Raw genomic sequence first — 12,444 nt, forward strand, 5'->3', positions numbered from 1 at the left:
TCCAGCGGAAAATGCCAGAACGCCCTTCCGTACTGTGGAAGTTGAGTAAGTTCCCTTCTGTCGCGCCGTACGACCGTGCACCACGCACGGTCCGGCCGGGAGGGGAGTCCGCGTGCCCGGGATCGACGAATGCCTGCTCGAAGCCATGGCCCTGCCTGGTGCCAGGGGGGCCTCACTGGTCGACTGGAGCAGCGGCCTGGCCCTCGGCACCGCCGGGGAATCACCGGTGGGGGACCACGAGACCACCGCGGCCGAGACCGCCGAGCTGGCCCGGGCGGCTGCCGAGTACGAGTCCTTCGCCCCGGGCGGAACCGAGGCGCAGGACAGCGCCGGGCCGCCCGTGGAGGACCTGATCGTCACCACCCGGACCGGCTACCACGTGCTCCGTTTCGTCGAGACCAGCTTCGACAGCAGCGTGTTCCTGCACCTGTGGCTCGACCGGACCGACGGAAACCTCGCGCTCGCCCGGCACAGACTCCGGGCCCTGGCCGAGGAACTGGTGCTGAAATGACCGCTGTTGCCACCGTTGCCGTCTCCCCGCTGCTCACCCGGCTCGCCGCCGAGCGGGCGACCGGCGCCCTGTTCCGCGAGCGCGGCACCCTCTTCTTGGAGGACGGCCGCGTGGTGCACGCGGAGAGCCCGGCCACCCCCGGACTCGAGGTCCTGCTCACCACCGGCGGGGGCCTCACCCCCGAGCGCTGGACCGAAGCCGTCAACGAGGCCGGCGCCCGCCGCCAAGTCGCCCGCTTCCTCGTCGACAGCGGCGGGCTCGCAGGCGGCGAACTGGAGATATGCCACCTCGCCGCGATCTTCGACGCCGCCTTCTTCGCGCTCTCCCCGGGCAGCGGCCCCTCCCGCTTCCGGCGCGGGGCCACCCACTGGATCGGCTCCGTCCGCTCCGTACCCGCCGCCGCCGTCGAGCGGGAGACCTGCCGCCGCCGGGAGCTGCTCGACGCGGTCTGGCCCTACCCGCTGCTGGACACCTCCCCGGTCGTACCGCGGGCCGCCGCCCCCGGGCAGACCGTCACCGCCCGCCAGCGGATCCTGCTCGACCGTGCCGACGGGGTCCGGACACCGGCGGACCTCGCCTGGGTGCTGGGCCGGCCGGCCTTCCACACCCTGCTCGACGTACGACGCCTCGCGGCGGCCGGGCTGGTCGAGACCCCGCACGCGCCGGCACCCGCCGCCGCCGCGGAGACGCCGCTGCCCGACTGGATGACGCAGGCGCAGTCCCCGGACGTGGCGTTGCTGCGCCGGTTACGCGACGCACTGGAGGCAAGCCTGTGAGGCTCCCGCTGCGAGCCGCCCAGCGCGGCGACCGTTCCGAGCGGCGGCAGTCCGAAAGGAGAAGGTCCGACATGAGTACGGTGCCCGCCGAAGCCGAGGCCGAGATACTCGCCGAGCTCCGGCGGCTGCGGGCCCGCGTCCCGCAGCTGGGCGGGGCCCTCGCCGCGAGCGTCGACGGCCTGGTCCTGGCCCACGACAGCGCCGCCACCGAGGCGGAATCCGTCGCGGCCCTGACCGCCGCGGCCCTGGGGGTGGCCCAGCGGCTCAGCGACTGCACCGGGCAGGGCGGGTTCCGCGAGCTGCTCGTGCGCGGAGAGGACGGCTACGTCGCCACCTACGCGGCGGGCGATGCGGCCGTGCTGACCCTGATCGCGGAGCCGCGCGTCAACGTCGGACGGCTCCACCTGGAGGCCCGCCGTTCCAGCCTGCGCATAGCGGAGCTGATCGATCACAGCCTCGGCCGCCGCGGCCCGGCTCCGGGGGCGGCCCCGGGCGCGGGCCCCGGCACCGGTCAGGGCGCCTGATCCCCTCGACCACGTACATCCGTACCGACCGAACAAAACGCTCAGGACACCGAAAAGAAAGAGGAACCCCCATGGCCAACGTGGAGACATCGCTCAAGGAAGCCACCACCAGCATCGACGGCGTGCTCGGCGTCGCCCTGGTCGACTGCAGCAGCGGCATGGCCCTCGGCACCATCGGCGGCGGCAAGGAACTCGACCTCACGGTCGCAGCCGCGGGCAACACCGACGTGGTGCGGGCCAAGCTCCGCACGATGGAGATGCTCGGCTTGAAGGACGAGATCGAGGACATCCTCATCACCCTCGGAAGCCAGTACCACCTGATCCGGCTCCTGAAGGGCCGGGGCTCCGCGGGGCTCTTCCTCTACCTGGCGCTCGACAAGACGCGGGCCAACCTCGCGATGGCCCGGCACCAGCTGAAGAAGATCGAGGCAGAGCTGGAAGTCTGATCCGATGACGGCGAGGTGGCGGGCGGCAGAACTCATGGCCGCCCGCCCCGGCGGCTTCTCACCAATGTCCGAGATGGCCGGATTTTATCATCTCGTTACAGAGTAAGATGCTGTAATCGGCTGATCATCAATATTGTTAGTAAGCTGGAGAACTCGCCGCCCATGCCCCCGCGCCTGAGTATCGTCGTCCCCGTCTACAACGTCGAGCTTTACCTCGACGAGTGCCTGGAGTCCATCGCAGCACAGACATTCGACGACTTCGAAGTCGTGCTCGTCGACGACGGTTCCACCGACGGCAGCGCGGCACTCGCCCAGGCGTTCGTCGACCGCGACGACCGCTTCCGGCTGGTCCTCCAGAAGAACGCGGGACTCGGCGCCGCCCGCAACGTGGGCGCCCGCCACGTCAGCCCGGGCAGCGAGTACCTGGCCTTCGTCGACAGCGACGACACCATGCCGCCGTACGCGTACCAGCGCATGATCGACGCCCTCGACGAGACCGGCTCCGACTTCGCGGCCGGCAACGTCAAGCGGTTCCGCTCCGTCGGCATGCAGCAGTCCTGGGGCCACCGCGTCGCCTTCGCCGCGACCCGGCTGAAGACCCACATCTCCAAGTTCCCGGCGCTGGTCACCGACCGCACCGCGTGGAACAAGGTGTACCGGCGCAGCTTCTGGGACGAGCACGCCTTCCAGTACCCGGAAGGCATCCTCTACGAGGACGCCCCCGTCTCGATCCCCGCGCACTACTTCGCGAAGAGCGTCGACGTCATCGGCGAGTGCGTCTACCACTGGCGCGTCCGCGAAACCGGCGAGCGCTCCATCACCCAGCGCTCCACCGACCCGGTCTCGGTCATCGACCGGGTGACCTCCGTCCGCCTGGTCCGCGAGGCACTCCAGGGCAAGCAGGGCGCCGCCTACACCCGCTACCTGCGCGACTACGACCGCAACGTGCTGAGCGAGGAACTCCCGCTCATCTACAAGTACGTTCCCGAGGCCGGCGCCGAGTTCCGTGCCGCCTTCGCCAAGGAGGCCGGCGGCCTCGTCCGGGAGATCGGCCCCGGGCTGTGGCCCGACCTGACGGTCGCCGACCGGCTCAAGGCCTACCTCGCCGGGGAGGGCCGGATCGAGGAGTTCGTGGCCCTCGTCCAGCACCAGCGGGACTTCACCTACAGCGTGCCGGTCAAGGGACTGGCCCGCCCGCAGGCCGACTACCCGTTCCTCAAGGCGCCGGTCCCCGCCAAGGTCCTCACCCTCGGCCCGCGCGAACGCCGCGTCGTCAGCCGCGTCGAGCAGGCCCACTGGGCCGACGGCAAGCTGCTGCTGCGCGGCTACGCCCTGCCCGGGCACCTGGGCGCCGAGAGCCGCCTCGGCTCGCGCAAGATGCTGGTCTTCCGCGAGAACGGCAAGCGCCGCCGGACCGTCGTCACCACCCGTACGGTCGCCTCCCCGATGGCCACCGTGAACTCCCCGCACCTCGCCCTGCGCCACGCCGACTGGGCCGGCTTCACGGCCGTGATCGACCCCACCGCGTTCCAGACGGGCGGGAAGTGGAACGAAGGCGTGTGGAGCACCTCCGTGGCCGTCACCGGCGCCGGCGGTCTGCACCGGGCCCGGCTCAAGGGCGGCGAGCACGACAGCGGACAGAACCCGCCCGCGCACTGGGTCGCCCCGGACGTGCGGATCGTCCCGAGCACCAACGGGACCTTCAGCGTCCAGGTGGAGATCGTCCGCGCCCGCGCCCTGGACGTCCGCCCGGCCGGTGACGACGCCGTCGAGGTGACCGGCGAGCTCGCCGCCGAGGTCGGCGCCGGAGCCGCCCTGCGCGCCGTGCACGTCTCCACCCGAACCGTGCTCACCTTCCCGCTGGAGACCGCCCCCGCCGTCGCCGGCGGCCGGATCCCCTTCACCGCGCGCGTGCCGCTGGCCGATCTGGCCGCCGTCCCGGACGCCCCCGTCGTGCCCGGCGAGTGGACCCCGGAGCCGTGGAGCCTGTCCGTGACCGGCGCCGACGGCGCCGAGCACCGGCTGGCGCACGACGAGCGCGCCGGCTTCAACGGACTGGTCCTCGCGCTGCCCGGGGAGGAGCCCGGCCGGACCCTCTTCGCCAAGCGCGGCACCACCGGACACCTGACCCTCTCGGTCCAGGTCTCCCCACCGCTGGTCGACACCGTCGAGGCCAAGGACGGCGCGCTCACGCTCCGGGGCCGGTTCGTCGCCCCCCTGGACGAGCCCTACGAGCTGGTCCTGCACGACCCCACCGGCCTGGAGTTCAGCTACCCCGTCACCCGCGACGGCGACACCTTCGAAGCCTCCTTCGAGCCGGTGCTCCCCGAGAGCCGGGCCGGCCGCACCCCGCTGCCGCAGGGCCGCTGGTGGCCCACGCTGCGCCCGGTCTCCCGGGGCGGAGCCACCGCCGGCCTGCTCGGCGTCGACCGCGGCGCCCCGCTGCAGTTCGCCCCGACCGCCCTGCAGGCGGGACCCCACGCCGTCACGGCCCGGGGCCGCCGGATACGGGTCGAATCCCGCCTCTACGACCGCGTCGCCCTGATCGCCGACCCGATGATCAGCCCGCACGACCGCTCGCGCTACGCGCAGCGGATCGCGCGCGACGTGACGTACCCGGCGCAGAGCGCCCTCCCGGTCAAGGACATCGTGGTCTACGACGCCTTCCAGGGGCACGGCGCCGGAGACTCGCCGCGCGCCATCCACGAGGAACTCCTGCGGCGCGGCGAGAAGCTGGAACACGTCTGGCTGGTGCGCGACGGCCGGGCCGAGGTCCCGGAGACCGCCCGCGCGGTCCAGTACGACAGCCTCGAATCCTGGGACGTGCTCGCGCGGGCCCGGTACTACGTGGTCAACGACAGCGTGCCGCGCGCCTTCCGCCGGCGTCCCGGCCAGACCGTCGTGCAGACGTGGCACGGTACGCCGCTGAAGCAGATCGGCCACGACTTCATGCACGACTACTACACCAGCCCCGAGGTGCTGGACGCGCTGGAGCACGACAGCGCGCAGTGGTCGCTGCTCGCCTCCCCGGGCTCGTACGCCACCCCGGTCCTGAAGCGGGCGCTCGGCTACGGCGGCGAGGTCATCGAGTCCGGCAGCCCGCGCACGGACGCGCTGGTGCGGCCCGACGCGGAACGGATCGCGGAGGTCCGCCGGCGGCTCGGCCTGCCGGAGGGCAAGAAGGTCGTCCTGTACATGCCCACGTGGCGGGAGAACCGCCTGGGCTGGACGGTCACCTCCGGCTACAAGCTCGACCTGCAGATCGACCTGGACGCGGCCCGCCGCGAGCTCGGCGAGGACCACGTCCTGCTGATCCGCGGCCACCACAAGGTCACCGAGCAGGTGCGCGAAGGCGTCCGCGACGGGTTCGTCGTCGACGTGTCGCGCTGGCCCGACGCCACCGACCTGCTGCTCGTCGCCGACGTGCTGATCTCGGACTACTCCTCCGCGATCTTCGACTTCGCGCACACCGACCGGCCGGTCCTGCTCTTCGCGTACGACCTGGAGCACTACCGGGACACGCTGCGCGGGTTCACCTTCGACCTGGAGAAGAAGGCCCCGGGCCCGCTCCTCAGGGATTCGGCGAGCCTGATCGAGGCCGTGCGGAACGTGGACGCCGTGGGTGCGGAGTACGCGCAGGCGCGTGCGGCGTTCCGGAAAGAGTTCTGTGACCTGGACGACGGTCAGGCGGCCCGGCGGATCGTCGATCGCATGCTCGAGATGTAACCCGCAGGAGTGCATTCCAGACTGGATACGGACCGGTCCCGGCCCCACCGATGAGTTTCGGGGCCGGGGCCGGTCTGTATGTGCGGGACGGATTCCCCCCACCCCGCACACTCTGGAGGCAGTCATGGCGAGCAACCCCTTCACCACGTGCCTGTGGTTCGACGGTGCGGCGGAGCCCGCCGCCGACTACTACCTGTCGGTCTTCAAGGACGGCAAGCGCGGCCGCGTGGGCCTTCGTCCCGAGCACAGCGGCGGCGTGGCGGGCGAGGTCATGGTCGTCGAATTCGAGATCAACGGCCAGAGGTTCGTCGGGCTCAACGGCGGCCCGCAGTTCCCCTTCACCGAGGCCGTCTCCTTCCAGATCCACTGCGCCGACGATGCCGAGGCCGACTACTACTACGAGGCGCTGACCGCCGACGGCGGTGCGGAATCCGCCTGCGGCTGGGTCAAGGACAAGTTCGGGCTGTCCTGGCAGGTCATCCCGGCCGGGACCATCGAGCTGATCTCCGACCCCGACCCGGGGCGGGCCGCGCGGGCGACGGCCGCGATGATGAAGATGAAGAAGCTCGACGTGGCCCAGATGCGGCGGGCGGCCGACGCGGGCTGATACGGACCGGGGCCGGGACCGGGGCCGGCGCGGGCGTGGGTTGCCGGGGCCCGACGCGCGGGCCCCGGCCGGGTCAGAGGAGCGCGCCGTCCGAGGCGATCCGCGCCAGCAGGGCGGGCAGAGCCGTCCCGATGGGCTCGCGGATCACCTCGTCGGCGAGGGGGTCGTACGGGGTCTCCTCCGCGTTCACGATGATCAGGCGGGCCCCCTCCTCCGCGGCCATCCCGGCCAGCGAGGCCGCGGGCTGCACCTGGAGCGTCGAGCCCACGGCCACGAAGACCTGGCACCCCTTGGCGACCGCGACGGCCATGGCGAGCACCTCGGGGTCCAGCCGCTCCCCGAACATCACGGTCGCCGCCTTCAGGATCCCGCCGCACGCGAGGCAGGCCGGATCCGGCTCCCCGGCGGCGACCCGGGCCAGCGCCTCGTCCATACCGGTACGGGCACGACAGGCCGTGCACACCACGGCCCGGGCCGTGCCGTGCAGTTCGAACACCTTCCGCGCGGAGGTCCCGGCGAGCTGGTGCAGCCCGTCCACGTTCTGCGTGATCACCCGCAGCGGGATCCCGGCACGCTCCAGATCGGCGACGGCGAGGTGCGCGGCGTTCGGCCGCGCCCCCAGGGCCCCGATCTCGGCGCGCATCAGCCAGGATCGGCGGCGGATCTCCGGATCGGCCATGTAGGGGGCGTAGGTCACGAGCTTCTCGGCGTCGGGCTCGCGGCGCCACAACCCCTGCGGCCCCCGGTAGTCGGGAATCCCCGAATCGGTGGACATCCCGGCCCCACTGAACACTGCGACGAGCGGCTTTCCCATGGGGCCGACTCTAGGCAGCCCGGGCGGTGTTCTCCACGGGGTTTCGGCTAGCGCGCATAGTCCGCGTCCGAGCCCGCGTCCGCGCCCCCGTCTGCGTCCAGCAGCTCCTGAAGGCGGGGGACCGCGAAGTCGACCAGGGCCGGGACGGGCAGGAGACGGCACACCGCGCCGCCGACCCGCGACGGGCGGATGCCCGCGTGCCGTTCGAAGTCGGGTCCCACGACGGGGAAGTGGGTGTCGTTGTCGTTGCCCACGTCCGGGGTTTCGATCCAGACCCGCTCGCCGGCCACCTCCATCGGGAAGCGCCGCACCCGCAACCGGGGGCGGGGCGCGAGGGACTCGACGTAATGCAGGAACGAGTTCCGGTTGTGGCCGACCCCGATCAGCAGGATGTGCGCGCCCAGGTCGTGCAGCCGGCCGAACGGGGAGGTGCGACCCAGTGCGAAGCCCAGCGACTGCCCCGCCGTGACCTCGGCCGCGTGGGCGCCCACCGCGGCCACCGAAGCCTGCGGGTGCCCGCTGCGCAGGCTGTCGGGCAGGGACCGCAGGGCCTCCGGTACGGCGCCGAGCGCACGCGTGACCGGCATTCCCGGGTGGAACAGCGGAACCGCGGCCCGACGTTCCGCAACGGCCGCGTCCGGCAGGCCCACGTGCTCCGGGTCGGGATCGGCCACCTCCCAGGTGAAGGCCGGAACGGCCACCGTCCCGGCCGGACCCACGGCCTCGCGCAGGCTCGCCACCACCGTCGCGGCGCCCCCGTCCACCCGTCCGAGCGCGGACAGCGAGGCGTGCACCATCAGCGTCATGCCCTCGCCGACGCCGGCCTCCCGCCAGCCCGCGACCAGCTCACCCATCCCGAGCACGAACGCCCTCCCGTTCTCCGGCCGGCTCCGATTCCGGCACCCCGGCATTCCGGTTCCTGTGGCGATCACATCATTCCGGTGGGACGCCGGTGAATCCGGGGCCGGTTCCGCGCGGACGTCCGTAGGGTGACGGCATGCAGACCACCGTCCTGTACTGCTCCGATCCGCTGAACGGGCGCCGCCCCGACGCCCACTTCGCCGAGGAGGCCCGCGCGGTGCGCGCCACTGGAGGCGGCGTCGGGCTCATCGACCACGACGCGCTGCTCGCCGGGGACGCCGGCCGGGCCGTGGCCGGGGTGCCCACCGGGGCGGGGGCGCTCTGGTACCGGGGCTGGATGATTCCGGCGGGCCGGTACGCCGAACTCGACGCCGCCCTGCGCGAGCGAGGCAGCGCACTCCGCGTCACCCCGGACGCGTACCGGCGGGCTCACGAACTCCCCGGCTGGTACGAGGCGTTCGCCGGGCTGACCCCGCCCAGCCGCTGGCTGGCGACACCCCCGGGGAGGACACCGGAGCCGGACCGGCTCGCGGACGCCGCCGCGGCCCTGCCGTCCCGTGCCGGCATCGTCAAGGACTACGTCAAGTCCCGCAAACACGAGTGGGCCGAGGCCTGCCACCTCCCCGACCTCGCGGACCGGGCCGCCGTCCACCGCGTGGTGAACCGGTTCGTGGAACTCCAGGGCGAGGACCTGACCGGCGGGGTGGTGCTGCGTGCCTTCGAAACGTTCACGGCGGCCGAGGGCGTGGCCACCGAAGTGCGGGTCTGGTGGCGCGACGGCGAACCCCGGCTGGTCACCGCCCACCCCGACAGCCCGTACGCCGAGGCCGCGGCGCCGGACCTCGGACCGGTGCGCGCCGCCGTCGCGGAGCTCGGCTGCGCCTTCGTCACCACGGACCTCGCGCTGCGCGCTGACGGGGTCTGGCGGGTCGTTGAGGTGGGCGACGGGCAGGTGAGCGATCTGCACCGGGAGGCCGAGCGCGGGGCCTTCGTCCGCCTCCTGACGGGTGGTTGAGCCCACGCGGACCGCAGGGGCGGATCTGGTACAACAGCGGACATGACAGGACTCGCTGGACTCGAGATCAACGGCGCGAGCGCCGCCGACATGGCGCTGCTCCGGGACTGGGCCGATGAGGAGGGCTGGAACCCCGGGGACTCCGACCGCTTCGCGTTCGCCGTCGCCGATCCGGGCGGATTCCTCGTCGGGAGGCTCCGCGGGGAGCCCGTCGCCTGTATCTCGGCCGTCCGGTACGGCGCCGGATTCGGCTTCATCGGCTTCTACATCGCCCGCCCCGACGTGCGCGGCCAGGGGTACGGGATCCGGTTGTGGAAGGCCGGCATGGAGCGGCTCGACGGGCGGCTCGTCGGGCTGGACGGGGTGGTCGAGCAGCAGCACAACTACCGCAAGTCCGGCTTCCGCTCGGCTTGGAACAACGTCCGCCACGAGGGAGTACCGCGGCTGGCCGGGGACCTCCCGGAGGAGACGGCGCCCGGGGTGCGGATCGTGGACGCGGCCACCCTGCCCTTCGGGCAACTCGCCGCGTACGACCGGAGGTTCTTCCCCGCGCCGCGCGATGCCTTCCTCGCCGCCTGGGTCGCACTTCCCGGCCGCACCGCCCTCGCCGCCGTCCGGGACGGCCGGATCGAGGGGCTCGGAGTGGTCCGGCCGGGGAGCGGCGCCTCCCGGATCGGCCCGCTCTACGCCGCCGACCCGGCCGTCGCCGCCGCCCTCCTGCTCCGGCTCGCGGAACGGACCCCCGACGGCACGGTCGCCGTGGACGTGCCGGACGCCCATCCGCGAGCCGCCGCCCTGCTGGGCGGACTGGGTCTGACCCCGACGTTCGAAACCGCCCGGATGTACACGGGCCAGGAGCCGGACCTCGACCTGACCGGCATCTACGGGGTCACGAGCCTGGAGCTGGGCTGACCTCAGATGGTGAAGACCGTGCCGGTGCTGTTCCACAGCGCGCACGGGTTCGCGTACGTGTAGGTGTAGCTCATCCGGCGGCCCTGCCACACGCCTTCGGCGGTGACGGTCAGCGGGCTCCACTCCCGGGTACACGCCGCGTCGGGGCGCGGCTCGGCGAGTGCGTCCAGGTCGGGGGCGTGGACCTGTAACTCGGCGCAGGCGGCCGCGGGGTCCGGGTGGGTTCCGCCGGGCCGGGGCGCGCAGACCAGGGTGACCGCGCGCAGCACCGTACCGCTCACCGAGTCCTCGCCGTCGGTGACGCTCAGGACGAGCGCGGACGGGGCGTACAGGCTTTCGCCGCCGGCGGGCGCGGCTCCGGCGGCGCCCGAGCCCGCCAGGGCGGTGAGGGCGGTGAGCCCCATGGCGGCGGACGACAGTCCCAGGGTCCTGGTGACGGATCGCATGTCGAACACTCCTCGCGTCGTTGCGTCGGATAACGGACGCGAGTCTTGCCCATGCGGAACCGGAACGCCCGTTCGCACCTCTACTTCTCGTCACGCAGCGCGCACGCATGACCGCAGACCGCAGCGGTCCCGGGTGGCTGACCTGTGGGGGAGCGTTCGGCGGAATCGGCCCGAACCGCCCGGGTCAGCTCGCGGCGAGCCGGGGGGCGTACGTGTCGATGAGGCGGGTCCGGGTCTGGTGCAGCCGCAACGCGAGGACCCGACCGACCCAGTGGCCGAGGGCGGACCCGAAGGCCGGATCGGCGTCCATGAGCATCCGTACGGTCGTGGCGTCGAACTCGTACGCGCGGACCGGCGTCATGGCTTCGGCGGCCAGCTGCCACACGTACGGCGGGAACAGCCACGACCAACCGACCAGTTCTCCCGGGCCCAGGCTCTCGATGGGGGTGGGCCGGCGACCCGGAGCCGGGATCTCCAGGGTCACCGTGCCGGAGCGCACGATCCAGAAGGAGTCCGCCCGGGTGCCCTCGTCGAAGATCCGCGCACCCTCCGGGAAATTGACCTCACGGGCGTGGGACATCAACCGTCCGCGGTGCTCGGTCGACAGGACGGCAGCGATCCGGATGGGGGAAGGTGTGCTCACGACGGCCTCCGATCGGGACCCCCCGCTCCCCCCAGTGTCGCCGACGCCGGGCCGAATCCGAGGTGTCCGCCTCCGGAGAATTGTCCGATTTTCGGCGACGCAAACCCCGAGGGCTGCAGTCGCGGGCCTGAAGCGCGGCCCGGCTTCGCCCCGGCGGTCCTGCCCGGCTGCTCCCCGGGGCCTTCCCCGCGCTTCCCGGTTACTCCACGGTTACTCCGCGGCTACTCCACGGTTACTCCGCGGTCATTCCTCGGCGCCGGCCTCCAGGCAGGCCAGCTCCATGGCGTCGAGGACGGCCTCGTGGCTGCGCCCGCTCAGTTCGGAGACGTTCTCGATCTGCGCCGTCGCCCAAGCCGCCAGGGTCATCGCCAGCACGCGGAGCCCGTCGGTCCCGTACTCCGCGAGGACCTCGTCGGCGGTGTTCATCGCCTCCTCGGGCACCTGCTCCGGTGGTTCGAGCCCGGCCAGGCCGCGGAGCAGGGTCAGGGTGCGGCGGGAGATCTCGGGGGTCATCCTCGCCAGCCGCGTGTCTTCTTCGTCGCTCATCCCGCTCCGCCCCTCCGGTCCCGCGCCCGCGTACGTCCCCGGGCGTGCGCTCCTGCCCGTGCCTGTGCCGTCCCCCCAGGGCACCGTAGAGGGGAGCGGGCCCGGGTGGGGCGGCAATCGCCAGAACGGGCCCGGCATCCCATGATCCGGACGGAGGGGCGGGGGCGGGCGCCCGTGGCTACCCGCCCGCCTCAGGCCCGGCGTGCGGTGCCGGTGCCCGCCGTGTCACCGGTGCCGGCCGTCCAGTCGCAGTCCGTGGCGATGAGCCGGAAGCCGGCCGGCCGGCGCCGGGCGTGAACGGGAACCCATGGACCAGGCCCGCCGCGCCGCGGTCGAAGCTGCCGCGGGCGCGGACCGCGGCGACGAGCGCCGGGAACCCGGCTCACGGGTCTCGCCGAGCAGGCCCGGATCACCAAGCAGACCTCAGGTTTCCTCGTCGACCAGCTGGAGCGGGCCGGCTACGTCCACCGCACGCCCGACCCGCGACTGCTCCGCAGCGCCCTCACCCGCCTCCGCGAGGTCGCCGACCCCTATCGGTGAGCAGGTCCGGGCCCGGGGTGAGCGGGACCGGTGCGATTTGGCATGTGATGGGTCAAGTGCGGTGAACAGGGCCGGGA

At 72.8% G+C, this 12,444-nt stretch carries 13 protein-coding genes and 1 pseudogene; 9 read left to right on the forward strand and 5 right to left on the reverse strand.

What is annotated here, in order from left to right; all coding sequences use genetic code 11:
* Positions 1-112: 112 nt before the first annotated feature.
* From ACFVX6_RS25925 to ACFVX6_RS25950, 6 genes are all read left to right on the forward strand, one after another.
* Positions 113-511 (forward strand): hypothetical protein, encoded by a 399-nt coding sequence (locus ACFVX6_RS25925; RefSeq protein WP_389695276.1) that lies wholly within the window; start codon positions 113-115, stop codon positions 509-511.
* Complete coding sequence (locus ACFVX6_RS25930; RefSeq protein ID WP_389695278.1) at positions 508-1,287, forward strand: transcriptional regulator; 780 nt, start codon at positions 508-510, stop codon at positions 1,285-1,287. The genes ACFVX6_RS25925 and ACFVX6_RS25930 overlap by 4 nt, the downstream gene beginning before the upstream one ends.
* 71 nt (positions 1,288-1,358) lie before the next feature.
* On the forward strand, positions 1,359-1,811 hold the full coding sequence (locus ACFVX6_RS25935) for a roadblock/LC7 domain-containing protein (RefSeq protein WP_389695280.1): 453 nt from the start codon (positions 1,359-1,361) through the stop codon (positions 1,809-1,811).
* Positions 1,812-1,882: 71 nt separating this feature from the next.
* Positions 1,883-2,257 (forward strand): hypothetical protein, encoded by a 375-nt coding sequence (locus ACFVX6_RS25940; RefSeq protein WP_389695282.1) that lies wholly within the window; start codon positions 1,883-1,885, stop codon positions 2,255-2,257.
* A 162-nt stretch (positions 2,258-2,419) separates the two neighbouring features.
* Positions 2,420-5,983 carry a CDP-glycerol glycerophosphotransferase family protein gene (locus ACFVX6_RS25945; RefSeq protein WP_389695283.1) on the forward strand — a complete coding sequence of 1,188 codons (3,564 nt, stop codon included), beginning with the start codon at positions 2,420-2,422 and terminating at the stop codon, positions 5,981-5,983.
* A gap of 124 nt (positions 5,984-6,107) precedes the next feature.
* Entirely contained in the window at positions 6,108-6,590 is a 483-nt protein-coding gene (locus ACFVX6_RS25950) for a VOC family protein (protein WP_389695285.1), read from the forward strand.
* 73 nt (positions 6,591-6,663) lie between these two features.
* Here ACFVX6_RS25950 and ACFVX6_RS25955 read toward each other — a convergent pair whose 3' ends face one another.
* Positions 6,664-7,404, reverse strand: coding sequence for an NAD-dependent deacetylase (locus ACFVX6_RS25955; protein WP_389695287.1), 741 nt, complete (start codon positions 7,402-7,404; stop codon positions 6,664-6,666).
* A gap of 47 nt (positions 7,405-7,451) precedes the next feature.
* Positions 7,452-8,258, reverse strand: a complete 807-nt coding sequence (locus ACFVX6_RS25960; protein ID WP_389695351.1) for an aminoglycoside N(3)-acetyltransferase — start codon at positions 8,256-8,258, stop codon at positions 7,452-7,454.
* 143 nt (positions 8,259-8,401) lie between these two features.
* Between ACFVX6_RS25960 and ACFVX6_RS25965 the strand changes: the two genes are divergently transcribed.
* Positions 8,402-9,280, forward strand: a complete 879-nt coding sequence (locus ACFVX6_RS25965) for an ATP-grasp domain-containing protein (RefSeq protein WP_389695289.1) — start codon at positions 8,402-8,404, stop codon at positions 9,278-9,280.
* 42 nt (positions 9,281-9,322) lie between these two features.
* Positions 9,323-10,192 (forward strand): GNAT family N-acetyltransferase, encoded by an 870-nt coding sequence (locus tag ACFVX6_RS25970; protein WP_389695291.1) that lies wholly within the window; start codon positions 9,323-9,325, stop codon positions 10,190-10,192.
* A gap of 2 nt (positions 10,193-10,194) precedes the next feature.
* Here ACFVX6_RS25970 and ACFVX6_RS25975 read toward each other — a convergent pair whose 3' ends face one another.
* From ACFVX6_RS25975 to ACFVX6_RS25985, 3 genes are all read right to left on the reverse strand, one after another.
* Entirely contained in the window at positions 10,195-10,638 is a 444-nt protein-coding gene (locus ACFVX6_RS25975; protein WP_389695293.1) for a subtilase-type protease inhibitor, read from the reverse strand.
* A 184-nt stretch (positions 10,639-10,822) separates the two neighbouring features.
* Positions 10,823-11,281: a cyclic nucleotide-binding domain-containing protein gene (locus ACFVX6_RS25980; RefSeq protein WP_389695295.1), complete on the reverse strand. Its 459-nt coding sequence runs from the start codon at positions 11,279-11,281 to the stop codon at positions 10,823-10,825.
* 243 nt (positions 11,282-11,524) lie between these two features.
* A complete protein-coding gene (locus tag ACFVX6_RS25985) occupies positions 11,525-11,827 on the reverse strand; it encodes a hypothetical protein (RefSeq protein WP_389695297.1) in 303 nt (100 codons plus the stop codon).
* Between the two features lie 375 nt (positions 11,828-12,202).
* Between ACFVX6_RS25985 and ACFVX6_RS25990 the strand changes: the two are divergent.
* Positions 12,203-12,367, forward strand: a pseudogene (locus tag ACFVX6_RS25990) (MarR family transcriptional regulator); the annotation flags it as partial.
* Between the last annotated feature and the right edge of the window lie 77 nt (positions 12,368-12,444).

The organism is Streptomyces sp. NPDC058289, assembly GCF_042880975.1.
Taxonomy (GTDB): Bacteria; Actinomycetota; Actinomycetes; order Streptomycetales; family Streptomycetaceae; genus Streptomyces; species Streptomyces stoeckheimensis.